At 55.8% G+C, this 25,779-nt stretch carries 24 protein-coding genes and 1 other annotated feature; of the genes, 12 read left to right on the top strand and 12 right to left on the bottom strand.

Annotation, left to right across the window (positions count from 1 at the left end; all coding sequences use genetic code 11):
- The first annotated feature begins 110 nt into the window (after window positions 1-110).
- Window positions 111-1,073 carry a metallophosphoesterase family protein gene (locus DQG13_RS00250; RefSeq protein ID WP_113017365.1) on the top strand — a complete coding sequence of 321 codons (963 nt, stop codon included), beginning with the start codon at window positions 111-113 and terminating at the stop codon, window positions 1,071-1,073.
- Between the two features lie 478 nt (window positions 1,074-1,551).
- On the opposite strand, the gene DQG13_RS00245 is transcribed toward DQG13_RS00250, so the two are convergent.
- The 4 genes from DQG13_RS00245 to DQG13_RS00230 form a co-directional block, all read right to left on the bottom strand.
- Window positions 1,552-3,705 carry an ABC transporter ATP-binding protein gene (locus DQG13_RS00245; RefSeq protein ID WP_258525383.1) on the bottom strand — a complete coding sequence of 718 codons (2,154 nt, stop codon included), beginning with the start codon at window positions 3,703-3,705 and terminating at the stop codon, window positions 1,552-1,554.
- Window positions 3,702-5,519: an ABC transporter ATP-binding protein gene (locus DQG13_RS00240; RefSeq protein WP_113017364.1), complete on the bottom strand. Its 1,818-nt coding sequence runs from the start codon at window positions 5,517-5,519 to the stop codon at window positions 3,702-3,704. Before DQG13_RS00240 ends, DQG13_RS00245 begins: the two co-directional genes overlap by 4 nt.
- Window positions 5,520-5,687: 168 nt before the next feature.
- A complete protein-coding gene (locus tag DQG13_RS00235) occupies window positions 5,688-6,566 on the bottom strand; it encodes a sugar phosphate isomerase/epimerase family protein (protein ID WP_309472212.1) in 879 nt (292 codons plus the stop codon).
- Between the two features lie 14 nt (window positions 6,567-6,580).
- Complete coding sequence (locus DQG13_RS00230; protein ID WP_113017680.1) at window positions 6,581-7,633, bottom strand: Gfo/Idh/MocA family protein; 1,053 nt, start codon at window positions 7,631-7,633, stop codon at window positions 6,581-6,583.
- A gap of 90 nt (window positions 7,634-7,723) precedes the next feature.
- Between DQG13_RS00230 and DQG13_RS00225 the strand changes: the two genes are divergently transcribed.
- Both DQG13_RS00225 and DQG13_RS00220 read left to right on the top strand, forming a co-directional pair.
- Entirely contained in the window at window positions 7,724-8,578 is an 855-nt protein-coding gene (locus tag DQG13_RS00225) for a helix-turn-helix transcriptional regulator (protein WP_258525382.1), read from the top strand.
- Between the two features lie 190 nt (window positions 8,579-8,768).
- Complete coding sequence (locus DQG13_RS00220; RefSeq protein WP_113017363.1) at window positions 8,769-9,752, top strand: metal-dependent hydrolase; 984 nt, start codon at window positions 8,769-8,771, stop codon at window positions 9,750-9,752.
- Window positions 9,753-9,911: 159 nt separating this feature from the next.
- Here the strand turns inward: DQG13_RS00220 and DQG13_RS00215 are convergent, their stop codons facing one another.
- Complete coding sequence (locus DQG13_RS00215; RefSeq protein WP_113017362.1) at window positions 9,912-10,133, bottom strand: alpha/beta-type small acid-soluble spore protein; 222 nt, start codon at window positions 10,131-10,133, stop codon at window positions 9,912-9,914.
- 180 nt (window positions 10,134-10,313) lie between these two features.
- On the opposite strand from DQG13_RS00215, the gene DQG13_RS00210 reads away from it, so the two are divergent.
- A complete protein-coding gene (locus DQG13_RS00210; RefSeq protein ID WP_113017361.1) occupies window positions 10,314-10,493 on the top strand; it encodes a DUF5325 family protein in 180 nt (59 codons plus the stop codon).
- Between the two features lie 63 nt (window positions 10,494-10,556).
- Here DQG13_RS00210 and trpS read toward each other — a convergent pair whose 3' ends face one another.
- Window positions 10,557-11,540, bottom strand: coding sequence for a tryptophan--tRNA ligase (gene trpS, locus DQG13_RS00205; RefSeq protein WP_113017360.1), 984 nt, complete (start codon window positions 11,538-11,540; stop codon window positions 10,557-10,559).
- Window positions 11,541-11,589: 49 nt separating this feature from the next.
- Window positions 11,590-11,824: a binding site (T-box leader), on the bottom strand.
- Between the two features lie 109 nt (window positions 11,825-11,933).
- On the opposite strand from trpS, the gene DQG13_RS00200 reads away from it, so the two are divergent.
- The 3 genes from DQG13_RS00200 to DQG13_RS00190 all read left to right on the top strand — a co-directional run bounded on the left by DQG13_RS00200 (window position 11,934) and on the right by DQG13_RS00190 (window position 13,621).
- Window positions 11,934-12,932, top strand: coding sequence for a permease (locus DQG13_RS00200; protein WP_113017359.1), 999 nt, complete (start codon window positions 11,934-11,936; stop codon window positions 12,930-12,932).
- A 27-nt stretch (window positions 12,933-12,959) separates the two neighbouring features.
- Complete coding sequence (locus DQG13_RS00195; protein ID WP_113017358.1) at window positions 12,960-13,301, top strand: DUF1980 domain-containing protein; 342 nt, start codon at window positions 12,960-12,962, stop codon at window positions 13,299-13,301.
- A 95-nt stretch (window positions 13,302-13,396) separates the two neighbouring features.
- Entirely contained in the window at window positions 13,397-13,621 is a 225-nt protein-coding gene (locus DQG13_RS00190) for an alpha/beta-type small acid-soluble spore protein (protein ID WP_113017357.1), read from the top strand.
- 138 nt (window positions 13,622-13,759) lie between these two features.
- Here DQG13_RS00190 and DQG13_RS00185 read toward each other — a convergent pair whose 3' ends face one another.
- On the bottom strand, window positions 13,760-13,945 hold the full coding sequence (locus DQG13_RS00185; RefSeq protein ID WP_146767070.1) for a hypothetical protein: 186 nt from the start codon (window positions 13,943-13,945) through the stop codon (window positions 13,760-13,762).
- Window positions 13,946-14,139: 194 nt separating this feature from the next.
- Window positions 14,140-15,936 carry a M3 family oligoendopeptidase gene (locus DQG13_RS00180; RefSeq protein ID WP_113017355.1) on the bottom strand — a complete coding sequence of 599 codons (1,797 nt, stop codon included), beginning with the start codon at window positions 15,934-15,936 and terminating at the stop codon, window positions 14,140-14,142.
- 243 nt (window positions 15,937-16,179) lie between these two features.
- Between DQG13_RS00180 and DQG13_RS00175 the strand changes: the two genes are divergently transcribed.
- The 3 genes from DQG13_RS00175 to DQG13_RS00165 are packed head-to-tail and all read left to right on the top strand — an operon-like array spanning window position 16,180 to window position 17,545.
- Window positions 16,180-17,130 (top strand): L-lactate dehydrogenase, encoded by a 951-nt coding sequence (locus tag DQG13_RS00175; RefSeq protein ID WP_113017354.1) that lies wholly within the window; start codon window positions 16,180-16,182, stop codon window positions 17,128-17,130.
- Window positions 17,127-17,318, top strand: a complete 192-nt coding sequence (locus DQG13_RS00170) for a YycC family protein (RefSeq protein ID WP_113017353.1) — start codon at window positions 17,127-17,129, stop codon at window positions 17,316-17,318. Before DQG13_RS00175 ends, DQG13_RS00170 begins: the two co-directional genes overlap by 4 nt.
- Entirely contained in the window at window positions 17,315-17,545 is a 231-nt protein-coding gene (locus tag DQG13_RS00165) for a hypothetical protein (RefSeq protein ID WP_113017352.1), read from the top strand. The genes DQG13_RS00170 and DQG13_RS00165 overlap by 4 nt, the downstream gene beginning before the upstream one ends.
- Before the next feature lie 72 nt (window positions 17,546-17,617).
- On the opposite strand, the gene DQG13_RS00160 is transcribed toward DQG13_RS00165, so the two are convergent.
- Window positions 17,618-18,322 (bottom strand): DUF2225 domain-containing protein, encoded by a 705-nt coding sequence (locus DQG13_RS00160; protein WP_113017351.1) that lies wholly within the window; start codon window positions 18,320-18,322, stop codon window positions 17,618-17,620.
- 157 nt (window positions 18,323-18,479) lie between these two features.
- On the opposite strand from DQG13_RS00160, the gene DQG13_RS00155 reads away from it, so the two are divergent.
- On the top strand, window positions 18,480-19,718 hold the full coding sequence (locus DQG13_RS00155) for a nucleoside recognition domain-containing protein (protein WP_181592480.1): 1,239 nt from the start codon (window positions 18,480-18,482) through the stop codon (window positions 19,716-19,718).
- An 87-nt stretch (window positions 19,719-19,805) separates the two neighbouring features.
- Window positions 19,806-22,337 (top strand): alpha-glucan family phosphorylase, encoded by a 2,532-nt coding sequence (gene glgP / locus DQG13_RS00150; RefSeq protein WP_258525381.1) that lies wholly within the window; start codon window positions 19,806-19,808, stop codon window positions 22,335-22,337.
- A gap of 154 nt (window positions 22,338-22,491) precedes the next feature.
- Here glgP and DQG13_RS00145 read toward each other — a convergent pair whose 3' ends face one another.
- The 3 genes from DQG13_RS00145 to DQG13_RS00135 form a co-directional block, all read right to left on the bottom strand.
- Window positions 22,492-23,277: a carbohydrate ABC transporter permease gene (locus tag DQG13_RS00145; protein ID WP_113017677.1), complete on the bottom strand. Its 786-nt coding sequence runs from the start codon at window positions 23,275-23,277 to the stop codon at window positions 22,492-22,494.
- An 85-nt stretch (window positions 23,278-23,362) separates the two neighbouring features.
- Window positions 23,363-24,166, bottom strand: a complete 804-nt coding sequence (locus DQG13_RS00140; RefSeq protein WP_258525380.1) for a carbohydrate ABC transporter permease — start codon at window positions 24,164-24,166, stop codon at window positions 23,363-23,365.
- A 166-nt stretch (window positions 24,167-24,332) separates the two neighbouring features.
- Window positions 24,333-25,706 carry an ABC transporter substrate-binding protein gene (locus tag DQG13_RS00135; protein WP_113017350.1) on the bottom strand — a complete coding sequence of 458 codons (1,374 nt, stop codon included), beginning with the start codon at window positions 25,704-25,706 and terminating at the stop codon, window positions 24,333-24,335.
- Between the last annotated feature and the right edge of the window lie 73 nt (window positions 25,707-25,779).

Here is a 25,779-nt window from a genome sequence, read left to right as displayed (position 1 = left end):
CATCGCTATTTATTGACGGCGGCCTCCGGTTGCTCTACACTGACTGTGAAAACCGCAATCATATACACTGATTTCAACAAAAATACACAAAACGGAAAGGAAGATCCGCATTGGCAAAGCCGCTTTATTTCAACAAGGAAGGCCTGTTCACCATCGCCCAGTTTACGGATATCCATTGGAAGGACGGCAGCGAAAAGGACCTGCTGTCCCGCAGCTTGATGGAGCGTGTGCTCCTGGATGAAAAACCGGATCTGGTGGTGTTCACAGGCGATATCATCTACACGGGGTATGTGTCTGCGGGTGAAGCCGTATGCACGGCCCCGGTGAAGGCGCTGATGGAGGCTGTGGACACAGTGGAATCCCTGGGGATTCCCTGGGCGTACACCTTCGGCAACCATGACGCCGAGCCGGAATCGCCTGCCACCAAAGAAGACCTGATGAAGGCCATACTGGGCACCCGGTACACCGTAACTCCTCCCGCCTCCGGCCAAGGCCCCGGCACCTACAAGCTTGAGGTGTTGGGGGCGGACAGTCAAGCCTCCGCCGCATTGTTCCTGCTGGATTCCGGCAACCGCTCCCCGTTCCCCGGCCTGCCGGGTTATGCCTGGGTGAACCGGAGCCAGATCGGCTGGTTTGAGCAGGAGTCCCTGGCGCTGCCGCGGCTGGCCGACGGCAAACCCGTCCCCGCCTGCGCCTTCTTCCACATTCCGCTGCCGGAGTACCGTGAGGTATGGGAGACGCAGGTCTGCTACGGGCACCGCCATGAACCGGTCTGCTGCCCGCCTGTGAACTCGGGCCTGTTCGCCGCTATGGCGGAGGCGGGAAATATGCTGGGCGTCTTCGTGGGCCATGACCATGTGAATGATTATTGGGGCGAGCTGCACGGCATCCGGCTTTGCTACGGCCGGGCCAGCGGACACAACACCTACGGGTGGGAGGGCTTTCCCCGGGGAGCCAGAATGATCCGGCTGTACGAGGGGGAGCGGAGAATAGACACTTGGCTGCGGCTGGAGGACGGAACCAAGGTAACCGAGCAGCCCCGGCATGAGCCGGATGCCGGAAAACAAGGATAAACGCCTTGGGCGTCCTCTGACGCCGAAGGTTTGTCAAGAACTCGAGCCGCTTCCCCGGTAACAATACGATCCAGCCCGCAAATAACACCGGCTTCAGCCCATAGCGGAACTCAGCGGCACTTAAACGCCAAAAATCCCCTCGCCGGATTTTTTACGGAACTGAAAAGCTCTTACGAGGCTTATTCATGCCGCACAGCGGCAAATTTAGCCCGTAAGAGACGCTCAGTTCCGCTACAGCTTCAACGGAAGCGGAATTCGCTAATAAGCGCTTTATAGTTCCGTAACGCGGTGGCAGCAGGAGAGCGAATTTGCCCAACACTCCGCCTGCAAGCGGCCCTTTCCACGATCGACCTGATGAACCTGCATTCCGCTCATCACAAAAAGGCATCCTCCCTCAAAAGGGACGATGCCTTCTTTATGCTCTTACCAACCCAAATGTGCAATCCGTTCATGGACCTCGCCCGTCCGCACCGCTGCCCTACCTGTCGCCCGCCGCGGCCGCCGCCGCTTCCGCTCCCCGGTCCTTATATTGCAGCTCGTACAGACGGTAATAGTACCCCTGCTTGGCCAGCAGCTCGAAGTGGTTGCCCTTCTCCCGGACCTTGCCTTTGTGCATCACAATAATCTGGTCCGCATGCTGGATGGTGGACAGACGGTGGGCGACGATCAGCGTAGTCCGTCCCTTGGAAATGGTGTACAGGGCGTCCTGCACCGCCAGCTCCGTTTCCGTATCGATATTGGAGGTAGCTTCGTCGAGAATCAGAATCTGCGGCCGGAAGGCAATGGACCGGGCAAAGGACAGCAGCTGCCGCTCGCCCAGAGACAGAGTGACGCCCCGTTCGCCCAGCGTGGTTTCATACCCCTGAGGCAGCTTGGCGATCCATTCATCCATGTTCACCATGGCGGCCGCCTCCCGGACCTGCTTGTCGGTAATGCTCTTATTGTTCAAGCGGATATTATGGGCAATGTCCCCGGTAAACAGGAACACGTCCTGCTGCACCACGCTGATGGTCCTTCTCAGATCCGCCACAGGAATCTGCCGGATATCCACCCCGTCCAGCTTGATGGAGCCCTTCTGAATATCATAGAAACGGTTGATCAGCTGGATGATGGAGCTTTTCCCCGCGCCGGTGGCGCCTACGAAGGCCACTGTCTGGCCGGGGGCGATGGTGAAGCTCACATCCTTGAGCACCCAATCCTCGCCGGTGTAGGCAAACCACACATTCTCAAAGCGGATTTCCCCCCGAACCGCAGCAGGCAGGGGCCTTGCATCAGCCGCATCCACAATGGCCGGCTCCTCGTTCAGCATTTCCACAATCCGCTCCGCGCCGACCATGGCCGTTTGGATCTGGTTGTATTTCTCCGCCAGGCTCTGCAAGGGCTGGAAGAACTGCCGGATATAATGGGTGAAGGCGTACAGCACCCCGAAGGTAATGCCGCCCTCCAGCACCCGGGCTCCCCCGTACCAGAGCAATAAAGCGATAGAGACATTGCCCAGAAACCCAATCGCCGGCTGAAAAATGGAGTTGACCACCGTCCCCTTCATCCCTGCCCGGTAATAGGCGGAATTGAGACCGTCAAACTGCTCCCGCTGCCGGTCCTCGCGGATAAACAGCTGGGTGATCCGGATGCCGGAGAGATTCTCCGCCAGGAAGGAGTTCAGCCGCGACAGGATCAGCCGGCTGCGCCGCTGGGCCTCCCGGACCAGCCGACGGTAATAAAAGGTGATCACCGCCAGAAACGGCAGCACCGCAAAAGCAATCAGCGACAGCTTCACAGACAGCTGGAGCATAATGGCCAGGATGCCGACGATCACGATCACATCCTTCACCAGGTTGACCAGCACCTGGGAATACAGCTGGTTTAAGGCCTCCGTATCCTGGGTGACCCGCACCACCAGACGGCCTACCGGATTCCGGTCGAAGAAGGACATGGACATCCGGGAGAGATGGTTGAACAACTGCTGCCGGATATTGAAGATAATATGCTGTCCGGTGTATTGCAGCAGGTTGCTTTGCCAATAATTCAGCAGCGAGCCCCCGGCCACCACCAGCAGGAACAACAGTCCCAGCTTCAGAAACCCGGTGTAATCCCTCGCTCTGAAATCCTTCAAGGCTGCGTCGCCAACCGCCTCCGCCTCATACGTTCCCCGCTCCGTCACCAGCTTGGGGCCGTCCGTGCCCGCAGCGGAAACCGCCTCCAGCTTGCCGGCGTTCTCTTCCTCGCTCAACCAGCCGCGCACCAGCAAGGAGGTGCCGGACGCATCTACAATCTGCGCCCTTTCGATGCCGTCCCCCGCTTGCTCCGCCGCCTCGGCTTCCGATCCGGCCTTGATCCGCACATAGATGCGGTCTCCGCTCTCGATAATATCCCCCCACCGGTCCAACTCCTCCCGTGCCCCCGGCGCATCCGCGCTTGCGGCAAGCATCGGCTTGGACAGGCCGCCGATGTGGTCGTCAATGGCGATCTTCAACAGATACGGCCGCGCCAGGTCGGCCACCACAATCAGAAAGGCCAGAAGCAGACAAAACAATAGCGATTTCCAGTACGGCAGGGCATACGCCGCCATCCGCTTCAGCAGCTGGCTGTCCTTGATGCCGACCCTCTCTTTTTCCTGATGGATGCTGCTCACAGCGCCAATCCCCCTTTGAGCTTCAAGCCTTGCTTCTGCACCGGTTCTCCGCAATCCTCGGCCGATATGCCCTCCGCCGCTTCATCCAGCTGCTGCTTGCGGTACAAATCGGCATAAATGCCGTTTTTGGCAAGAAGGCTTTCATGGCTGCCCCGTTCGGCAATCGCTCCCTCCTCCAGCACAATAATCTGGTCGGCATGGCGGACCGACGAAATCCGGTGGCCGATAATAATGGTCGTCCGGTCATTCATAACCGAATGGAGCCCCTCCAGAATCAGGTCCTCCGTCACCGTGTCCACCGCCGACAAGCTATCGTCGAAGATGAGAATGGAGGGCTTTTTGATTACCGCCCGGGCAATGCTGACCCGCTGCCGCTGGCCGCCGGACAGAGAAACGCCGCGTTCCCCCAAAGTGGTTTCGAACTGTTCGGGAAACTCGATAATATTGTCGTACACCTGAGCCAGCCTGGCCGCCTCCAGCACATCCTCCTCGGAATGGGGCAAAGGATCGAAGGCAATGTTTTCCCGGATGGTGGACGAAAACAGGAAGGGGTCCTGGGGCACAATCCCCACCTGGCCCCGCAGGGTCTTTAAGGGGATTTCATGAATATCGTGGCCGTCGATATGAACCGTTCCTTTGGGCGGATTATAGAGGCGGACCAACAGATGCACCAGGGTGCTTTTGCCGCTGCCCACCCGGCCCACAATGGCCAGGCTGGTTCCCTTCCCGATGGACAGATTGATGTTCCGCAAGGCGGGCTCGCGGGCTTCGGGATAATAGAAGGTTAAATTGCGGATATCCACCCGGCCGTCCAACTGCTCGATGCTCTCCACCGCCTCGGCGTCGTCCACCACATCCGGCTCCGTCATAAAAATGGCCAAAAGCCGGTCCTCCGAGGCTCTGCCCCGCTGGAGCTGGTTGACCACCTTGCCCAGGTTTTCCACCGGACCCAGCAGAAGGGACAGATACGTATTAAAAGCGACGAAGCTGCCCAAGGTTATGGTGCCGTTTAAGACCAGCACGCCGCCGAACACTACCGAGATGAGGAAGCTTAAGCCCACCACCCCCGAGCTCAAGGCGCCGAACAGGGAGTTGGAGCGGGCGAACTGCCTGTTTTTCTCCACCGCATCCCGATTGTCCCGGGTGAAAAATCCCACCTCCGCCTTCTCCTGCACATAAGCCTTGACCACGCGGATGCCGGCTACAAATTCCTGCACCCGGCTGGTCAGAGTCGCCACAGCCTCCTGCACCTCCGTGGACTGGCGCTGGATGCGCCTGTTGAAGGTATAGGCCAAAACACTCAGCATGGGAAGGGGGAGCATGGTGAAGAGGGTCAGCCAAGGATTCACCGTCACCACCATGGCTGTCACCGTGGCCGTAATCAGCACCGCGGCTTCCATAACCATGAATGCTCCGCCCATGGTGACCTCGCGGATCACCCCCACGTCGCTGATGGCATGGGACATTAAATCCCCGATCCGCTGGTTATTGAAGTATTGGGCCGACAGGCGCTCCCAGTGGGCGAACAAGCGGCTGCGCACCTCCATCTCCAGCACCCGGGCCAGCCGGAAAATATACGTCCTGCTGACGGAACGAAAAAAAGCGACTCCGAAGCCTGCCGCCGTAACCAGCAGCGCGTACCGGACCGCTTGGGTATAGGTAAGCTCATGACCCTTAAGCTTGTCTGTAAATTCTCCCATGTATTCGGGAATCAAAAGCTGCAGCAGACAAGAAATGGACAATAATGCAAAACCAAAGATATAGGGCCTTCGGTTCTTTACAATGTATTCTCGAAAAATAGTGGCTTGTTTCACGGCAATTCCTCCTGTCAGCGGGGTCATGTATTAGGTTACACTGAAAACCCCACTGAAGAACATGGATTTCCTTGCCGGAAAACATGGACAATCGCGCTTTTGCGACGATGTCACCGAAACTGGACGATAAAACGAGCCTTGGAATGGCTTCCAAGGCTCGACATTGCTTTATTTTAGCTCCTCTGCAACCTCATCCCATATCCGGCGCAAATTTTCAAATCCAATCCGCGTGCCGTCCCGGCAATTCTCCATCCCTTCAAATTCGAGAGAAGCATAGCCGTTATACCCGGAACGTTGGATGCATCCAATGATTTCCCTGATTTCGATATCGCCATGCCCAAATATAGACCCGCGCAAATAATTTCCGTTGGCAGTTGAAAACCAGCCTTCTCCCGGGTTCTTGGAAGCGGGACGTTTATAAAAATCCTTAAAATGAATCATGGAGGCATAAGGCAGATTGTTCCTAACTGCAGCCACCGGGTCCTCATCTATGCAGCAAAAATTGCCGATATCCAGCGTCGTGCGAAAATTAGGCCGGTCAACCGCCAGAACGAGCGCCTGCACCCGGTCGCTGGCTTGTACGAAAAATCCGTGATTTTCCACACTCGTGACGATTTCATATTGCGAGGCATAGTCGGCAATCAATTGGCAGGCCTTTGCCACTTGCCCGAGGCTTTTGTTAAACTCGCCGATTGATCTGTACGCAGGGGCGGCTACATCATGTCTCATCCGTTTGGCTCCAAGACTTGCCGCTATGTCCACCTCTTGCTTTACCCGGGCAATCTCCTGCAAATACGCTTCCTCTGTGTCCACCGCGAAATTGGCCGCAATGGCGTAATTGGATATTTCCAATCCTCTTGAGGCAGCCCTGTCTTTAATTTCCGCTGCCAATCCTTTTTGTCCCTCCAGTTGAAAGCCCACGGGAACAATTTCAATATGCTCCGCCCCTTGATCCGCAACCCAATCCACGACATCAAGAATATCCATTTTGCCGGACTTCATGTCTTTAAACAAGCAATAGCTGCTTATCCCAAATTTCACCTTCACTTTTATTCCTCCCCTTATCCCAATTTTATTTCGGCGCCTTTTTCAGCCGACTCATAGATACCGCACAATATTTTCATCATCGTCAAACCGGATTCAACTGAGCTGATCGGATTCCCGCCGGTTTTGCAGCAGGAAATAAAGTGGCTTATCTCCCTTAAGAACGCGTTGGGAACATGAATAGTCGACCGGTCTGTCTGGGGAGAAATATTGAGGATGGTCTGATGCTTCTCGCCCACCATAATAAGCTCCGGCTCGACCTCTACGCCTCCTTTTTCCCCATAGAGCTTTACCGCGACCTCATCCTTTTTGGCGTGGAGTGTGAAGCTGACGTCTACATATAAAGATGCCCCGCCTTCAAATCGGATCAATGCATTGGCCATATCCTCAACATCGTTATAATCCGGGTCATAATCCGCAGCCTTGTAAAAGGACAAATTGCGGATCTCCGCGCGGTTCCCGAGCTTGCGATAGGTGTTGCCGCTGACTGAAACGGGCTTCGGACAACCCATCAGGTACCAGCACAAATCAATGATGTGAACCCCCAAATCGATCAGAGGGCCGCCCCCGGACCGGCGGGAATCGGCAAACCAACCGCCAGGGTTGCCAAGTCTGCGGATGTAGGAGGCCTTGGCGTAGTAAATCTCCCCAAACTCGCCTTCATCGATAAAGCGCTTCACTAACTGGGCATTGTCATCATAACGCCGCACAAAACCGACCTGCAGCGTTTTTCCTGTTTCACGCACAGCTTCCGCGATTCTGTTGGCTTCTTCAACCGTTTTGCATAAAGGCTTCTCGACCAAAACATGCTTTCCGGCCCGCAATGCCGCCAGACAGATCTCTTCGTGGGACTGGTTCCATGTGCAAATACTGACTGCTTCAATCGACGGATTCGCCAGAAGCTCCTTGTAATCCGTATAAATCAAAGGGATTTTATACTCCAAGGCCCTCTTTTCTGCCCGGGATTGGATCAGATCGCACACCGCCGCCACTTCCACATCCTCAAGCTGGGCATAAGCCTGCAGATGCATTTCCGAAATGGACCCTGCTCCGATCAGGCCGACTTTCATTTTTTCTGTCTTCACCTTCTACCGCTCCTTTGTTAATATGTATTATATACTCAGCATATCATAGGCGGTTTTTCAGGAGGAATGCCCATAATGGCCACCTACATGGACTATATGATCAGCGCCAAACCGATTCGCATCATTGACCGGTCTATTGATAAAAACCTGAAAAGCATCAAATCCCTCACCATATTGGGCGTCGGCCATTTGCCGGATCGAAAGCTTTTTCGCCATCAAGCCATTTTCTATCACTGGGCGGTGGTCTATATTGCAAACGGCTCCGGCACTTACCGGATTAACGGCGGTGAAATCCAGCAGGTTCGTAAAGGAAGCTTCTTTTTATTTCATCCGGATGCCTATTACGATTATGGCCCCGCTGCACATGAAACCTGGGATGAATATTACTTTACCATTGAAGGCTCGCGGATTCAGGAATGGCTGGATACTTGGCTGACAGATCCAAACCAAGTCCGGCAATTAAGAATGGACGATAATTACGAAAGTAAAATCAACCTCATCTTTTCCCTCATGGAAAGCATTGACCCAAGCAATCTGGACCGCGCCGCGCTGCTGCTGGAATCGCTTTTGTACGAGCTTGTCTCAGCCAGCCGCCCAAAGCCGCATTATTCCGAGGGAACCCCGGTTCTGAAGCTGCTGGATAGTATCTCGGCCTCTATTAACCAACCCTTTCATGCCGCTGAGATTTGTAAAAAACATTTCATTTCGCTGACGACCCTGCGGCGCACAGTACGGAATGCAACAGGCTACTCCCTGCACGAATATGTGCACCGGCTGAAAATTTCAGAGGCCAAAAAACTGCTGCTGAATCATAACCTGACTGTGAAGGAAACCGCGACGACGCTTGGCTTTACTGATGTATTCTATTTTTCCCGCCTGTTTAAAAAGTTTGCAGGCGTCTCCCCCTCCCATTATCGAGCAAATATGTAGAACGTATAGAAAGCCAACGGGAAACAAAAAATAGGGGATGACCATGCGGACAAAAGGTTTTTCGGGATTTTAACAAATTTGACATCAGACCCACACAAATTTGTGACTTCCGCCGATTTAATTTGAATGATTATTTGTTACACTAGAACATAGCAAGAAAGAATCATTCTTATGGAGGTTATGCCAGTTCATGGATACCGGAACACATCTTGTCTTTGGTCTTGGCCTTGCCGGTCTGGCCCATATTGATCCTGTCGTCGCCCAAGATTCCACTGTCGCCGCCGCCGTTTTGTTCGGAACCGTACTCGGGCAGCAGGCTCCTGACCTGGACACCCTATTTCGCTTGAAGGGAAATGCCATATATATCCGCCAGCACCGCGGAACCTCCCATTCGTTGCCGGTGCTTCTCCTGTGGACGCTGCTGATTACCGCCGCCATCGGCCTTGTGGTTCCCGGCTTGCCGCTCCTGCATATCGGATTATGGACGCTGCTGGCCGTTGTGCTCCATGTGGCCACCGACCTGTTCAACACTTACGGAACCCAGGCCGTCAAGCCATTCTCCCGAAAGTGGATATCATGGAACATTATCCATATCTTCGATCCGTTTATCTTTGTTTCCCATCTGGCCGCCATTTTCCTGTGGGCCTTCAAGCTGGCGGAGCCGCAGACCATTTTCCCGGTGCTGTACACACTCATTGTCCTGTATTACTGCTGGCGGACCCTGCACCATTTCCTGCTTGAGCGCAGCCTGCATATCCAGGACAGGGATTACCTGCCGGGAGACCGCTACTATCTCATTCCCACCATTAACCTGTATGCCTGGAATGTGATGAAGAAGCGGACGGACGGCTCTTATGCCATTGGGGAATTGAAGCAAAAGCGTCTGGTCTGGCTGGATACGGTAAAATGCGATTGCCACCCTGCCGTCGACGCCTCCAAGTCCCATCCCGACGTAGCCGCCTTCCTGTATTTTTCCTCCTTCGCCTGTGCGGAGTTAAAGGAGCATGACTGGGGTTATGAGGTCCGCTGGGCCGATGTGCGGTACCGGCACCGGAAGCAATATCCGTTTGTGGCCGCCGTGCTTCTGGACCGGAAGATGAACCCCATCGATTCTTATGTGGGCTGGCTTTCCGAATCCAGGCTGTACAAGAAGCTGCGGCTGGAAACACCCTGAACCGGTTAGAATAAAGCCCGTACCCTGCGAGCGCTTGTCCGTTCGCCGGGTGCGGGCTTTTGTGTTATAATCATTCTAAATTAAAGCAAAAGCAGCCCTCCAAAGGAGAGCTGCCCGCTTATTTCGGTTAAGCCATCAACAAAAGCGCGGAGCGCTTAATTAAAACTTGCCTGCAAGAGATTGCTCAGCGATTTGTACCAAACGACGGGTGATGTGGCCGCCGATTGCGCCAGTATCGCGCGTAGCCATGAATCCGTAGTAACCGTCTTGAGGAATTTGGATGCCCAGCTCTTGGGCTACCTCATATTTCAGCTGATCCAAAGCTTGGCTTGCTTGGGGAACCACCAGAGTGTTGCTGCTGCGAGATTGTCCAGTACCCATTGCGTAAGCACTCCTTTCAATCTGTTTGTCTTGGATAGTTTAGCAAGCTCTCTTTGGAAGCTTGCAAACTTATTATGGCATTATGGCCGAACAATATTCATGCAAGCCGCAACATTTTTTTCTGGCCGGAGACAACCCGGATTACGGTTCTTCACGCTATGTATAGGAGGAGGAAAAAAGATGCCGCGGTGGATGGCTCTGTTGTTTGCGTGTATCGGAATTTTGCTGCTGGCGGGTGTCAGCTTCTTCATCAGCCTGCGCAGTCTCTGGGGAGTTGTCCTGTGCGGTGCGGCGGCTTTGTTGTGGATCGGCTTCGGCTTCGGGATGAAGGCCCGGGCCAGGCGCCGGCAGGCCGGCTAAATGAAAAGACCCGTAGAAGCTTTGGCGGCTTCTCTCGGGTCTTTTTGTTTTCCTGTCCTGCGGTTACGGCAGCAGGAAGCCCATCTTTTCCTTCACCTCATTGACCATAGGTGCTGCTTTGGCTGCCGCCTTTTCTGCGCCGGAGCGGAGAATGGCGGGAATTTCGCCGCTCTCCCGGATGGCTCTGTAGCGCTCCTGCATGGGGGCAAGGGCCGCTACCACCACTTCGGCCAGATCCTTCTTGAAGGCCCCGTAGCCCTGGCCCTCATACCGCGCCTCCACGTCCTTCAGGCTAAGGCCCGAGCATTGGGTGTAAATGCTCATCAGGTTGGACACCTCCGGCTTCTCCGCCGGATCAAACCGCACCTCGCGGCCGGAGTCCGTCACCGCCCGGGAAAGCTTCTTGCGGATTTCATCCGGCGTATCCAGCAGGGCAATATAGCTGCCCGGATTGGGATTGCTCTTACTCATCTTTTTGGACGCATCGTCCAGGGACATAATCCGCGCGCCCACCTGGGGAATATACGGCTCCGGCACCTTGAACGTCTGTCCGTAGCGCTGGTTAAACCGCTGGGCCAGGTCACGGGTCAGCTCCAGATGCTGCTTCTGGTCCTCGCCCACCGGCACCAGATCGGCATTGTACAAGAGAATATCCGCAGCCATCAGCGACGGATAAACAAACAGCCCCGCCCCCACCGATTCCTTGCCTGCCGCCTTGTCCTTAAACTGGGTCATCCGTTCCAACTCGCCCATATAGGTCAGGGTGGTCAACAACCACCCCAGCTCGGCATGCTCCTTCACATGGGATTGCATGAAGATGGCCGCCTTATTGGGGTCGATGCCTGCCGCCACATACAGGGCCACAATCATCTCCGTCTGCTCCCGGAGCGCTGCCGGGTCCTGGGGAACGGTGACGGCATGGAGATCCACCCCCATAAAAAAGCAGTTGTAGTCCTCCTGCAGCGCCACATAGTTCTTGATGGCCCCGATATAATTGCCGATGGTCAGCTTGCCGCTGGGTTGAATGCCGGAAAGCACGGTTTTCATGGAATTTGCTCCTTTTCAATGTTTTTTCAAACAAAAAAAGCCTGCCGCCGCAAGGGACGATAGACCGTGGTGCCACCCTATTTCGCTTGTCCGGTCCGTGGAGGTCCGGATTCAAGCCTTTCAAAGTTCCGCTAACGGGGAACAGCCGGCTGGCGCTTCCCCGCGCTGCGGAAGAAGCCATCTGCTCAAGGATCCATTCGCATGGCGCGCTCCGCCGGTTTCCAGCCACCACCGGCTCTCTGAAGAAGCGCTTGCCACCTACTTTTTCCTGTCATCGCAACCAATCTGCTTATGCTGATTGAAGCTTATTTTAAACGCCAAACCGCATAAAGTCAATGATTGCCCGCATAGGCTTAAACAAGTCCTTAAGCCTGTCTCAAGGAGGAAACCGCCATGCAAGCCGCCTTTCTGCGCTGGGCGCCGCCGGCCCTGGGCCTGGCCAGCTGCGCTCTGTTGATTCTGATCGCGGCCACCAGACCGTTGCCCGACTGGTCCGTCCTGCTGCCGATTCTTTCAGGCCCCTTCGGCAACATCTTTCTCGGCATCATTTTGGACGCGCTGCCCTTTATGCTGATGGGGGTGATTCTCTCCTCCATCCTTCATCTTGCTGTGCCTGAGCATGTGATCCGGAGGCTGGTTCCGAAGAATCCTGTCCTCGGCATTATGTTCGCCTGCTCCCTGGGACTCCTGTTTCCCGTATGCGAATGCGGCATGGTGCCCATTGTCCGCAGGCTGATGAACAAGGGCATGCCCGTTTATATGGCTGCCGTGTTCCTGCTGGCCGGTCCGGTGCTGAATCCCGTGGCTTTTGCCTCCACTCTGATGGCCTTCGGGCCCATGCGCGAAATGGCCTACGCCCGGATGGGGCTTGCCTTTGCCGCCGCAGCCCTGACGGGGCTTTGTCTGTACCGCTATGCGGTTGGATCGCCCCTCCGCCATTCCCTGGCCGGACAGCGCGGCGAGCATGTCCACAGCCATAGAAGCTTTCTGGAGGGGGTATTGCGCCACGGGTCCGATGAATTTTTCGAGATGGGCAAATTTTTGATCCTGGGAGCCGGGGTTACCGCCCTGGTGCAAACGCTGGTGAGCCCCGCCAGTCTGTCTGCCATCGGCCACGGAGGGCTCAGCGCCCATCTGTTTATGGCCGGGCTGGCCTACGTCCTGTCCCTGTGCTCCTCGTCGGACGCCTTTGTGGCCGCTTCCTTTTTGCCCGCCTTTTCCAAAAGCTCGCTTCTGACCTTCCTGGTGCTGGGACCGATGATCGATTTCAAAGGCACCCTGATGCTGCTTTCCGTTTTCAAAATCCGCTTTGTGCTGATCCTGTCTCTGATTGCCGGGGCGGCCATTATCGGCGGGGCGTTGGTTCTGGATTGGTTCAGTTCGATATTCTAACCATCCCCGCCAGAAAAAGGAGGAGCTATGAACAGAAGCGATATAGGCCGCGTCTTCCACTATGGATGCCGCTCCGCCATTCTGGCCGGCTTCGCCACCTATATTCTGCTGCTTGTCAGAAGAGGCGGTCTGGCGGAGAAGGTGGAGCCGGGAATGACCGTCATCGTCAAGCTGTCCGCCATGGGGCTGTATGCCTTGGCCATCTGCCAGCTGCTCCTGCTGGCGGAGTCGGCCTGGGGAGTCTCCGGCCGCCGGGAGGAGGACTGCGGCTGTGAAGAAATACCCCCGGCAGGCATCGGCGCGTGGCTGAAATACGGGATTTTTCTTTTCCCCCTTATCCTTGGTTTGCTGGAGCTGTGGACCCTCTGACCCATCCGCAACAGCCCCAGGAACAAATTGGAAATTAAGCGCATGCATGATTCTCCCCTCCGTGACCATACTACCAGTAAACGGAGGTGATAATAATGGGTGCAGGACAAAGTCGTTCCAGCAATACACTCGTAGTGCCTCAAGCCAACAAGGCATTGGATCAAATGAAATACGAGGTAGCGCAAGAACTGGGCATTCAAATTCCTCAGGACGGATACTACGGCTTCATGGCAACACGCGACACAGGCGCCATCGGTGGACATATTACCCGCCGCCTTGTGCAAATCGCCGAGCAGCAGCTCTCCGGCAAGACCCGCTAACAGACCGCCGCGAGCAAGCGGATGGTAAAAAGAGAAGGACCGGGAGCAGCTCCCGGCCCTTCTTTTTTTGTTCGCCCGGCAAAACGGCCGGAGCGGCAAACGCAACTTTTTTTGTCCCATGCTATCGGGCAAACCGGCTCATCTGGTAAACGGCACAAAATCCTCACTGCCCAGCTCCAGCAGCTTGGAGACGGGAATGCCCGTCTTGGCGTGGACATCCATCACGGTGCTCCGCGGGTGGCTTCTTACGTAATCCCGCATTTCCATGTACATGCGGTCATAAGAAGTCTGGCACTCGCTGCAATAGTCGCTTTTTTTCTTCAAGAACAATTCCCCGCAATGCTTGCAGTTGGCAAGTGTCATTCTTTTCACCCCGCTATTGAAGAATAACCCAGACATGAATAACCCTTATGCTACAAGGTTAGCCCATATTCAGCAGACACGGAAGTGTGAAAAGAACTATCGGAAAGGCCTAGTTTCCAGAAAAAAGGGACTTTGGGAGCATGAATCGCACCGGATTAGGCGGGATCGGTCAGCGCCAGGAATTCCTCAATATCCTTCAGGGACAGCTCAATGGCCTGAAGCCAGAAATCAGGCTTGCTCAGGTCCACATTCAGATGTTTGGCCGCCAGATGCTCCACGCTCATGCTGCCGGTATCCCGGAGCAGAGCCACATAACGCTCCCCGAACTCCTCCCCTTCCGCCTGCGCCTGGGCATAGATGCCGGAGCTGAACAGGAAGCCGAAGGTGTACGGGAAGTTGTAGAAGGGCACATCGGTAATATAGAAGTGAAGCTTGGACGCCCAGAAATGCGGGTGATATTCCGACAGCATGCCGCAGTAGGCTTCCTTCTGGGCCTCCAGCATCAGCTCGTTCAGGCGCTCTACGGACACAAGGCCGTTTTTCCGCTCCTCATAAAACCGCGTTTCGAAGATAAACCGGGCATGGATGTTCATCATAAATGCCACGGTGTTCTGGATCTTCTGCTCCAGAAGCGCGATCTTCTCCTCCTTGTCCTCCGCCAGCTTCAGCGCCGCGTCGCTGACGATCATCTCGGCGAAGGTGGAGGCCGTTTCGGCCACGTTCATGGCGTATTCCTGGGCCAGGGCAGGCATATCGTTCATCACATGCTGGTGGTAAGCATGGCCCAGCTCATGGGCAAGGGTGGAGACATTGTCCATCGTGCCGCTGTAGGTCATGAAAATCCGGGTTTCCTGCTTCAGCGGGAAAGAGGTGCAGAAGCCCCCGGGACGTTTGCCCGGACGGTCCTCGCCTTCAATCCAGCCCTCCTCCAGGGCAGCTTGGGCAAATTCGGCCAGCTTCGGGCTGAAGCGTCCGAATTGCTCCACAATCAGCTTCGCCCCTTCGTCATAAGGAATATGCTTGGCATTCTCGCCCAGAGGAGCGCTCACATCATGCCAGGCCAACCGGTCCAGACCCAAAATCTGCGCCTTCCGCTCCAAATACCGGGTCACCGGCTCCTTGCTCCGGGAGACGGCATCCCACATGGCGTCCAGGGTTTCCGGCTTCATCCGGCACAGGGAAAGGGGCTCCTTCAGAATGGAATCCCAGCCCCGGTGGCGGTACAGCTGCAGCCGGAAGCCTCCCAGGCGGTTCAGGGCATCGGCGCAATAGTCCGCCTTCTCCCCCCATGCCTCCTCCCACTTGCGGAACAGCTCCGCCCGCACCTTCCGGTCTCCGGTATGCAGCTTGTTAAAGGCCTGCCCGGCGGACAGCTTCAGCTCCTTGCCGTCCTCTTCATGATGAATGGCAAAATGGCTGACCACCGTATCATACATGCTGCTCCAGCCATGATAGCCGTCCACGGCCAAATCGGCGGCAAGGGCCTCCTGCTCCGGCGGCAGCTTCTCCCGGGCGGCGGTTCTCCGCTCGTCCAGATTGAAGGCGATGTGATCCCATTCGGGCGTCCCCTTCAATTCCTGCCATACATCGTCCTCAATGCCCTTCAGAATTCGGTCCAGTTGGGTCAGAGCGGATTGGTAGGCGGCCAGCTGGGTTTTGATCCGTCCGTCCAGCTGCAGAGCCTTTTTGTCGGCGGTATTGGCAGCGGCCAAACAGCCTACGAAGGATTCCGATTCGCGGACGCGGAACAGGATGGTTTGCATCAGGGATACAGCCTCCATCAGCCCCCAGGCCCCTTCCTTGCTGGCAGGCGGCTCTCCGCCCTTCAGCTTGCGGGCCAGCTCGGCAACCAGTTTATCGGTCTCCTCCACAAAAGCGGCGAACTCGACAGACGCGCTGCCTCCTGCAAAAATGCGGTCCATATTCCAGACTTGCGGCAATGGCGTTTTCATTGGTTATGTACACCTTTCCTTTGGTTGATTTATTTGCCCACAATATCTTCATTAAACCACATTCCCGCCCCCAATGTGAAACAGAACCCGCGGATTCGGGTATGGTAATGGAAAGAGGCTTTCCGCGAATGCCGGAGCATTTTGGAAAAACTTGCGGCTTGACACCTCTTATGCTTAAATGAAAACAACCTCACGTGTCCGCAGGCGGGCGCACTTACATTTCATGGATGGATGGTGATAAAGATGCCGGATAAAAGCGCAAAAGCGACGCGCATTGCCGTGATCGGAACGGGCGCCGTAGGCTCCACAACTGCATATACCCTGCTTCTGCACAAGCGGATGTCCGAGCTGGTGCTGATTGACGTGAATAAGGACAAAGCCCGCGGAGATGCGCTGGACATGAACCATGGCCTGCCTTTTGTGGGCAATGTGCGGGTGTGGGCGGGAGATTACGAGGATTGCCGGGATGCGGACATCATTGTCGTAACCGCCGGAGCGGCCCAGAAGCCCGGAGAAACCCGGCAGGATCTCCTGAAGCGCAACGTGAAAATCTTCGAGAGCATTATTGAAAATGTCACCAAATACAACACCACCGGCATCCTTCTCATTGCCACCAATCCGGTGGATGTCCTTTCTTATTTCTCGTGGAAAAAATCCGGCTGGCCGGCCAACCGGGTGATCGGCTCCGGCACGCTTCTCGACAGCGCCCGCTTCCGCTACCTGATCGCCGAAGAGCTGAACATCGACCCGCGCAGCGTACACGCCCATATTATCGGGGAGCACGGCGATTCCGAGCTTCCGGCCTGGAGCCGGGCCAACGTAGCGGGCATCCAGGTGGATCTCCCCCGGGAGAAGCAGGATGAAATCTTCCGGAATACCCGGGACGCCGCGTACGAGATCATCAGCGCCAAAGGCGCCACCTTCTACGCCATTGCCCTGGCGCTGGACCGGATTTGCGCCGCCATCCTGCGCAACGAGCAATCCGTCCTAACGGTATCCACCCTTATTTCCGGACATTACGGTCTGGAGGAGGTTTACCTGGGTGTGCCTTGCATTGTCGACCACAGCGGGGTGCGGGAAATTCTGGATCTGGAGCTGAACCCCGAGGAGCAGGAGCTTCTGCGGAAATCGGCGCGGACGCTCAAAAGCCACATCGATGAAATCTCCATAGGAAAGGATGCGGATACGCCGTGAAACCCTTGCAAATTTCGCCTGAAACGGCGCTTAAGCTGTCCCAAATGCTGAAGGTGCCGCTGGAGCATCTGATGCATATGCCCCAGCATATTTTGCTGCAGAAGCTGGCCGAGCTCTCCAAGCAGCAGGACCGGGAGCCGGGCAACGCCGCCGCCGCGGCTCCCAAACCGGATGTGCCGCCGCAATGATTCCTTTTTCCCATACATGGCCTTATGAAACCCTCCGCCAGGATATCTATGTGGAGAACTGCCCCTTTTGCGGTGCGGAGCGGGTGATTCTCCCCCTGAAGGTAAAGGATCTGGCGCCGATCCACGAGGGCAGGAAGCGGCTCTTGGTATTTCCCTGCTGCCACGGCTCCTTCACCGTTGTGGATACGGACCGGGACTACCTGCTGGCCGACCGGAAGCTCCGGTAAAAACGCCAAAAACAGCCTGCCGCCCTGTTGCAAGGGATTGGCAGGCTGTTTAGTTTATGTATGTATGGACCGTCACTTGCCGCTCTCCATTTCCTCCGGCAGCTCCATGCGGGCGTTCAGCATATCCTCGCGGGTAACCACCCACTGCTCCCGGCAGGCCCGGATCATGGCCGAATCCATGATGCTCTTGTCGTTGATAACCCGGGAGAACCATCTGACCGCCTCATGGTAATTGCCCAGACGCCGGTTCAGCTCCCCGATAAGATACATCAGCCGGGCGTTGTTGACTTCCTTCTCGGTTTCATATACCTGTATGTATGAATCCAGAGCGAATTGCAGGAAACGCCGCTCCTGCTCCACATCCTTCTTTTCCCGGTAAAGCCATGCAATATGGTGCAAAAGGCCCGAAATGAGCCTGACCTTTTCTTCCTTAATCTGGGCGCACAGAAGCGCCAGCTTGTACGACTGCAGCGCGTCCTCCCAGCTGCGTTCGCCGCCGTAATCCCGCTCCACCCAGTTGATCCGCACCCGGTTCTCGAACTCCTCGCGCTGCGCCGGAGTCAGCTTCTGGCTGAAGCTCTCCGTTGTGGCGAAGCCGCACTGGGGGCATACCCGGACTACATAATACTCGGGATTGGTCAATTTGTACAGAATGTTGAAATCCGTCTCCGTGCCTGCCGATTTTTTGAAGCTGGGCCGAACCCTGGAGGTCATGAACGCATGCCCGCAGGATATGCAGGACACCTTGACCTGAAAAAGAGGACTTACTCCTTCCATTCCTTCCGTTCCCCCTTGCTGACCAAATTTTGCAGCTTTCTTGAACTACTTTTGACTATTGTACCATATTCCACCCCGAATCGCCTCCGCCTGGGGACATGTCTTTTCCGGATGTTTCATAAACATGAAGTATCCTGTACATGCTTGGAGGCTTCGTATGCGCCGTCTTATTCCCTGGAATCCACTGGTTGCCGCCGCTCTTTTCATTCTTCCGTTCCTGGCTATGCTCCTGGCGTACCCCAATGAAGTGATCAGCGCCTCCATGCGGGGCATCCTGATCTGGTGGGATGTGCTTTTTCCCTCCCTGTTTCCGTTTCTGGTGCTGGCGGAGCTGATGCTGGGCTTCGGCATCGTCCATTTCTTCGGCTCGCTCCTGGACCCTCTGATGCGGCCCTTGTTCCGGGTGCCGGGCATTGGCGGCTTTGTGGTGACCATGGGCTTTGCCTCCGGCTACCCCATGACCGCCAAGCTGACGGCCAAGCTGTGGGAGGATAAGCTGATCAACCGGGAGGAGGGCGAGCGGCTGGTGGCTTTCGCCACCACCTCCGATCCCATCTTTCTCATCGGCGCGGTGTCTGTGGGTTTCTTCCACGATGCCCGCCTGGCCGTGGTGCTGGGCGCCGCACATTACGGAACCGCCGTTCTGCTGGGGCTCCTGATGCGGTTTCACAGCGGAGGCAGAATGTCTCCTCCTGCGCCGGTCCAGGGCAAGGGCCGGCTCGTCGCCCGCTCCTTCCGTGCCATGCATGAAGCGCGGATGATGGACGGACGGCCGTTTGGGGTGATGCTCCAGCAAGCCATCCGGTCCGCCATCCAGTTGATCTTTGTCATCGGCGGATTGGTAGTTTTTGCTTCCACCATTCTGGAGGTGCTGACTATCGCGCAGATTCTCGGGTTCATTCAGGATACCTTCGGCGGCCTGCTTGGCCTGGCGGGAGTCCCCCGGGAGCTGGCCCAATCCCTGGTGGACGGAAGCTTCGAGGTCACTCTGGGGACCAAAGCGGCCGGTGGCGCCTCCGCTTCCATTCCGCTGGTTTACAAGGCCGCCTGCGGCGCGTTTGTGCTGGCCTGGGCCGGTCTGTCGGTGCACGCCCAGATTATCAGCCTTGTGCACAAAACCGACCTCCGCTACGGGCCGTTTCTGCTGGCGCGGCTGGCCCACGGGCTCCTTTCCTTCGGCGCTGTGCTGCTCCTGTGGAATCGGCTGAAGCCGGAGCCCGCCCCTGCCTTCGCCCTGCTTGCCTCTCCCGGCGCCGCCTCCTGGCTCCGGCCCGGCTTGTGGCCGGGCATGGTCTGGCAGGCGGGCTACGCCGTGGCGGGGGGGCTTCTCCTGTATCTGCTGGCCGCCGGAATTATCCGCCGCCGCTTCGCCCCAGGCGGCAGAAGTTCCCGCTAGCCAGACAAATACAGAAGAAATTTCCTTCCCCCCTGTGGTAAAATGGAGAAAGCTTCCGTTTGACCAAACCAAAGAGAGGTGGCCATCATGACCCAATATTCCGCCCTGTTGCCCGAACGTTTGTCCCGTCTGGAGGAACTTGCGTATAACCTGTGGTTCAGCTGGAACGAAGAGGCTTTGGAGCTGTTCCGCGCCATCAATCCGGTAAAATGGGAAACCGTCTACCATAGCCCTGTCCGGATGCTGCAGGAAACATCCCCCGAGGACTGGAGCAGACTGTCCGCAGATGACGCCTTTATGGACCTGTACGAACGGGCCGTCTCGGCTTGGGACGCATATACCGGGCGAAAAGCCTGGTTTCATGAGACCTATCCCCAGCATGAAGGCCGGCACATTGCCTACTTCTCCGCGGAATTCGGCTTTCACGAATCCCTGCCCATCTACTCAGGCGGCCTGGGCGTGCTTGCCGGAGACCATTGCAAATCCGCCAGCGACCTGGGAATCCCTCTTGTGGCGGTAGGCCTCCTCTACAAACGCGGCTACTTCAACCAAAAAATCGATCACCAGGGCGCGCAGATTTCCGAGCAGGTGACCTATGATTTCGGGAAGCTGGCTATCCGCCCCGCCATCCGCAACGATGAGGAAGTGCATGTATATGTGGAGCTGCCCGGGCGGGCCGTGCGCCTTAAGGTGTGGGAGGTCCGTGTAGGCACAGTGCCCGTTTACCTTCTGGATGCGGATGTGGACGGCAACAGCTATGATGACCGTTCCCTCACCGCCCAGCTCTACGGAGGCAATCAGGACACCCGGATTCAGCAGGAAATCATTTTGGGCATGGGCGGCATTATGGCCCTTCGCGCCTTGGAGCTTTATCCATACGTCTATCATATCAACGAAGGCCATGCCGCTTTTCTGTCCCTGGAGCGCATCCGGGAGCATATCCGGGGCGGGCTTCCCTTCTCCGCGGCGCTGGAAATGGTGCGGGCCAGCACGATTTTCACCACGCATACGCCGGTTCCGGCAGGACATGACGCATTCCCTGTGGGTATGTTTGAGCATTATCTGGGCGAGCTGCTCTATTCCCTGTCCGCAGACCGGCAGGCCATTATTGAGCTGGGTTTGGACCGGAGCAAAAACGTATTCAACATGACCTACCTGGCCATGAATACGGCCACCATGCGCAACGGCGTCAGCGAGCTGCACGGCGCTGTCTCCCGGGAAATGTTCAAGGGCTTCCACGGCAATCTGAATGCCTCCGAGATTCCCATCGGCCATGTGACCAATGGGGTTCATCTGCGCACCTGGATGGCCCGGGAGTGGAAGGAGCTTCTGGACAGCTGTCTGCGGTCGGACTGGCGCGTCAACCAAAGCGCACTGGAGCAATGGAAGGCCCTGGAGAAGGTGCCGCCGGAAACCTTGTGGGATATCCGCCGGCGGCTGAAGGAACGCCTCATCGTTTATGCCAAAACCAATGTGGAGGAGCAGCGGCGGCGCAACGGGCAGCCTGCTGACGGCGGCGCCGCCTTCTTGCGCCCGGATGTGCTGACCATCGGCTTCGCCCGCCGGTTCGCCACCTACAAGCGGGCTACGCTGATCTTCCGCGACCTGGAGCGGCTTGACCGTCTGGTCAATCATCCGGAGCGGCCGGTGCAGTTTATTTTTGCCGGGAAGGCCCATCCTGCGGATATCCCCGGACAGAAGCTGCTGCGGGAGATTTATCAGCTGTCGCAAACAGAGCGTTTCCGCGGCAAGATTGTGCTTCTGGAAAATTACGATATGAACATGGCCCGCTACCTGGTGCAGGGTGTGGATGTGTGGCTGAACAATCCCAAACGGCCCCATGAGGCCAGCGGCACCAGCGGCGAAAAAGCGGCGTTGAACGGCGTCCTGAACTTCAGTGTACTGGATGGCTGGTGGCAGGAAGGGTATGACGGGGAAAACGGCTGGTCCATCGACGCCGACAACCGGGCGGATGAGGAAACCCAGGAGAAGGAAAACCTGGAGTCGCTGTACAGCGTGTTGGAGGAAAAAATTGTGCCTCTATACTATAACCAAGAGGAGCAGGCGGCTGTTCCGGTCCAATGGATCAAGCGGATGGTCCATTCCATCGAAACGCTGGCCCCCCAGTACAATACCGACCGGATGGTGCAGGACTACACCAACCTCTACTACACCCGGATCATGGCCCGCGCGCTGCATTTCAGCGCGGACAATTATGCCGCGGCCACCCGCATGGCCGATTACAAGCGGTTTATCCGCACCAAGTGGTGGGCGGTGAAGATCGTCGGCGTGGAGGACGCCTACCCCGTCGTCAGCTTCGCCGAATCTCTCAGCAAACGGCTGATGAAGACCGTCGGCGTCATCGTCCATCTGGGGGAAATCTGGTACAAGGACGTAGCCGTGGAGGCCCTGTACTGGGAGGAGCAGGCGGACGGCGCCTGGCTGCCGGTGGTGGTGCCCTTCTCCTTGTTCGGCGAGGCCGTATCCCCAGGCACCTACAAGTTCGAGGGCAGGCTTCCGGCGCATCTGCGCCACGGGCCGCACTTCCAGCTCCGGGTGCGCCCCATCAGCCCGGACTTCGCCCATGATTTCGAGATGAATGAGGTCACGATTCTGTAGACGTAAGTAAGCAACCAGCGCAAAGCACAAAAAACGGATGCGGCTTGATGGGCGGGAACCATCGGGGCATCCGTTTTTTGCGAGGTTTCTCGCTATATTCCATTTATTCCTTTAAATAGATAATACAACCACACTCACATATCAACGCCGTCTCTTACCCCTTCACAGCCGAACCGGAAAAGCCCTGAATAATATATTTTTGTCCGATGAAGAACACCAGCAAAAGCGGCACAACCGCAGCAGTCGCTGCCGCCATCATCAGATTGTAATCCACACCCGCTTCCTGCATGAAGTTCTGCATCCCGAGAGGAACTGTGAACAGCTTTTTATCCAGCAGGAAGATCAGCGCATTCTCATAGTCATTCCATGTCCAGGTGAAGTCGATAATGGCGAAGGTGGCTAAGGCGGGCTTGGCCAAAGGCAAAAAAATCTGTGAGAATATCCGCAGATGCCCGGCTCCGTCAATAAAGGCCGCCTCCGATATCTCATGGGGAATGCCCAAAAAGAACTGCCGGATCATAAACACACCGAACACGGTGAACATTCCCGGAAGAATCAAAGCCCAGTGTGTATTGTAAATGCCCATCCAGTCAAACATGATAAATTTGGGCACAAAAAGCACCTGTGGGGGAATCATCATCAGGCACAGATACAGGATAAAAATCGTGTCCCGGCCTTTAAAATCAATTCGGCTAAAGCCATAGGCCGCCAAGGCGGCAAGCAGCGGTGCGGCCACCATCAGAATCACCGAAATTTTCAACGAGTTCAGGTAAAACATCAGAAAACCGTCACCACGCGTCCACACCAGCAGGTGATTGTTCATAATCGGATTCTGGGGTATCCATTGGATCGGATATGCAAACACATCCTTCGCTTTTTTGAAGGAGGTACTGATCATCCAAATCATCGGAGCCAAAAGCAGCAGACTGCAAAACAACATGATCAAGGTATTCGCGCCCTTGGCAATCCGTTCTTTATATATCCGGGAAAGGCTTGTTCTCACTTGGGTTTCTCCTCCCTATCCTCTAGTAATGAACCCATTTTTTCTGCCCGACCCACTGAATCAATGTAATGACCAATATGAATGCAAACATCACCCACGAAATGGCCGAAGCATAACCCATCTCATAAAAATTAAACGCCTCTTTGTAGGCAAAAATGGACAGTACGGTGGTGCTGTTGGCCGGCCCGCCCTGTGTAATGGCGTAAATATTGCCAAACCCCTTGATGGAGCCAATAAGGCCGGTAATCAGGAGGAAGAAGGTCGTCGGACTGACCAGCGGCATAATGACCATCCGCAAAAGCTGGATAAAGCTTGCCCCATCCATTCTGGCGGCTTCCAACTGCTCCGGCGAAATTTCCTGAAGCGCGGCCAGATAGATGATCATGTTATACCCGATTCCGCCGGCCACGGACATGATCAGAACGGCATACATGGCGGTATCGGGGGAAGCGAACCACAGGGGAGGATTCTCTATTCCCACTGATTTCAGGAATGCATTGATAGGCCCGTTTGAGGGCTGGAACAGCACCATCCAGACGAAGGCAATGGCAATCCCGTTGGTAAAGTACGGGGCGAAGAAAAAAGCGCGCAGCAGCTTTTGAAAATAAACCCTGTTGTTGAGCATCACCGCAATGAGAAAACCGCAAAAAATGGAAACCGGTACAGGAAGCAGCATCAACAGCGTATTCCTCAAGGCGATGGGAAACATGTCATCCTTGAGGATCATCCGAAAATTGTCCAAACCTACAAAATGGGGCTGCTGTCCGCCGGCAAACACCCAATCCGTAAACATCAGGTAAAAGGAAAACAAAGCCGGGACCAACATAAATATGATCATTCCCAATAAATTTGGAGCAATAAATGCATACCCCAGCATCCTCTGCCGTTTCATCCAGGTCACAGCGGTCACCGCCTCGTTTCAAGTTTCAAATAGAATAAAAGAGGAGAAGCGCTGGAGTCTGGCAACTCTGGCTTCTCCTTGCAGGTTGCGGTTATTTTTTGGCGGCCTTCAGAGCCTCATTATGAATCCTGGCCAGCTCCTTGGCCCCCTCCTCGGGTGTCATCTTCTGCGTGAACACCTTGTCGTAGACAACCTGCTGGTCTGTTCCCGTTTTCTTCTCCAGCATGGTCATGCCAAGCGGCAGGTTGCCGAACATCACCCGCTTCACGGACTCCAGATCGTAGGTATCCTCCACTCCCTTAAACATCAGGCTCACCGCATCGTTCACATTGAAGGATGAGGACGCCGGAACCCGTCCGCCGGCCGCAAGCGGCAGCATGCCTTCATCGGAGTACCATTTTATAAATTGCCATGCCGCATCCTGGTGCTTCGAGCGGGGATTGATGCTTAACACATCCCCGAGGCCTCCGTTGTGGACAAAGTCGGTCTGGTCCTTGGAAACCTTGGGAATCGGCGCAGCCGCTACCTTGAAGGTACGGGGATAATCCTTCACATTATTGGTTGTCCGGAAAATCTGCTCCGTTGAGAACAGCATGGCCGTCTCGCCTTTCACGAACATTTGGTCCAGCGCCGGCTTGGAGGTAAGCTGCTCCGCATGAGGCATCATGGTCTTATCCTTGAACATCATATCCTGATACACCTGGAGCGTCTTCACGGTATAGGGGTTGTCAAACGCGGAGGTGCCGTCTGCCTTCACAAGGGATAAGCTCTGCTTCATCATGGAGCCGTTAACCGGAACCTGGAAATAATAATCGGACTCGGCGAATCCGTACACCTTATCGGTTTTCAGCTTTGCCGCATAATCCCGCAGGTCATCCAGCGTCCAGTCGGTAGGAACAGACAGCCCCTTCGCATCCAACATATCCTTATTTACCCAAATAAAGGACAAGCCCTTTTTGGTAGGCACGCCATAATATTTGTCATCCACCTTCCAGAAGGCAGCTCCCGTTCCCATTTTGGAATCGATATTATAGTCGCTGAACTTGCTGAGATCCAGGGCGTTGCCCGCTCTGATCCGCTTTTCGTAAAGAGAAAAATCGTACGTCATGTACATATCCACCGGCTGGCTGGAAATAAGCGCAGTATCCAGCTTCAGGTTGCCTGCATCATCATTGACAAACCTCACATACTCCACCTGGATATCCGGATGCAGCTTGTTCCAATTGTCCACGGCAGCCTGTGGCCCGTTCTCCGGCGGAACTCCTCCCCACATCACCAATTTGACAGGCTCCTTGGAAGCGGCTGGAGCAGTGCTTGCCGCTCCGGCCGACGGTGATGCAGACGGGGAAGCGTCCCCGGAATTACTGTTTCCCCCGCAGCCTCCGAGCAGAGCGGACATGGCCAGTACGGCCCCCAGTCCGGCTGCGGTCAGGCGGCCGCTTTTCACAGCTTTATGCACATTCATTTGGTGCAACCTCCTCTTGTCGATTGTATAGGTCTCTTCCTCTTCAATATAACAGGGTGCAGGATGGCGGATA

Origin of the sequence: Paenibacillus sp. YN15, assembly GCF_003285005.1 — a bacterium.
Taxonomy (GTDB): domain Bacteria; phylum Bacillota; class Bacilli; order Paenibacillales; family NBRC-103111; genus Paenibacillus_AR.
The sequence above is the reverse complement of the archived record's forward strand: the minus strand, read 5'-3'. Positions and strand labels throughout refer to the sequence as shown.

What these genes read in the sequence shown, in the direction of transcription:
- DQG13_RS00175 (WP_113017354.1), top strand. Translation starts at nt 16,180, where the DNA reads ATGCCGGATAAAAGCGCAAAAGCGACGCGCATTGCCGTGATCGGAACG.
- DQG13_RS00155 (WP_181592480.1), top strand. Translation starts at nt 18,480, where the DNA reads ATGCGCCGTCTTATTCCCTGGAATCCACTGGTTGCCGCCGCTCTTTTC.
- DQG13_RS00145 (WP_113017677.1), bottom strand. Translation starts at nt 23,277, where the DNA reads ATGTTGTTTTGCAGTCTGCTGCTTTTGGCTCCGATGATTTGGATGATC.
- DQG13_RS00225 (WP_258525382.1), top strand. Translation starts at nt 7,724, where the DNA reads ATGGCCACCTACATGGACTATATGATCAGCGCCAAACCGATTCGCATC.
- DQG13_RS00195 (WP_113017358.1), top strand. Translation starts at nt 12,960, where the DNA reads ATGAACAGAAGCGATATAGGCCGCGTCTTCCACTATGGATGCCGCTCC.
- trpS (WP_113017360.1), bottom strand. Translation starts at nt 11,540, where the DNA reads ATGAAAACCGTGCTTTCCGGCATTCAACCCAGCGGCAAGCTGACCATC.
- DQG13_RS00200 (WP_113017359.1), top strand. Translation starts at nt 11,934, where the DNA reads ATGCAAGCCGCCTTTCTGCGCTGGGCGCCGCCGGCCCTGGGCCTGGCC.
- DQG13_RS00215 (WP_113017362.1), bottom strand. Translation starts at nt 10,133, where the DNA reads ATGGGTACTGGACAATCTCGCAGCAGCAACACTCTGGTGGTTCCCCAA.
- DQG13_RS00180 (WP_113017355.1), bottom strand. Translation starts at nt 15,936, where the DNA reads ATGAAAACGCCATTGCCGCAAGTCTGGAATATGGACCGCATTTTTGCA.
- DQG13_RS00230 (WP_113017680.1), bottom strand. Translation starts at nt 7,633, where the DNA reads ATGAAAGTCGGCCTGATCGGAGCAGGGTCCATTTCGGAAATGCATCTG.
- DQG13_RS00160 (WP_113017351.1), bottom strand. Translation starts at nt 18,322, where the DNA reads ATGGAAGGAGTAAGTCCTCTTTTTCAGGTCAAGGTGTCCTGCATATCC.
- DQG13_RS00190 (WP_113017357.1), top strand. Translation starts at nt 13,397, where the DNA reads ATGGGTGCAGGACAAAGTCGTTCCAGCAATACACTCGTAGTGCCTCAA.
- DQG13_RS00210 (WP_113017361.1), top strand. Translation starts at nt 10,314, where the DNA reads ATGCCGCGGTGGATGGCTCTGTTGTTTGCGTGTATCGGAATTTTGCTG.
- glgP (WP_258525381.1), top strand. Translation starts at nt 19,806, where the DNA reads ATGACCCAATATTCCGCCCTGTTGCCCGAACGTTTGTCCCGTCTGGAG.
- DQG13_RS00220 (WP_113017363.1), top strand. Translation starts at nt 8,769, where the DNA reads ATGGATACCGGAACACATCTTGTCTTTGGTCTTGGCCTTGCCGGTCTG.
- DQG13_RS00135 (WP_113017350.1), bottom strand. Translation starts at nt 25,706, where the DNA reads ATGAATGTGCATAAAGCTGTGAAAAGCGGCCGCCTGACCGCAGCCGGA.
- DQG13_RS00140 (WP_258525380.1), bottom strand. Translation starts at nt 24,166, where the DNA reads ATGTTGGTCCCGGCTTTGTTTTCCTTTTACCTGATGTTTACGGATTGG.
- DQG13_RS00165 (WP_113017352.1), top strand. Translation starts at nt 17,315, where the DNA reads ATGATTCCTTTTTCCCATACATGGCCTTATGAAACCCTCCGCCAGGAT.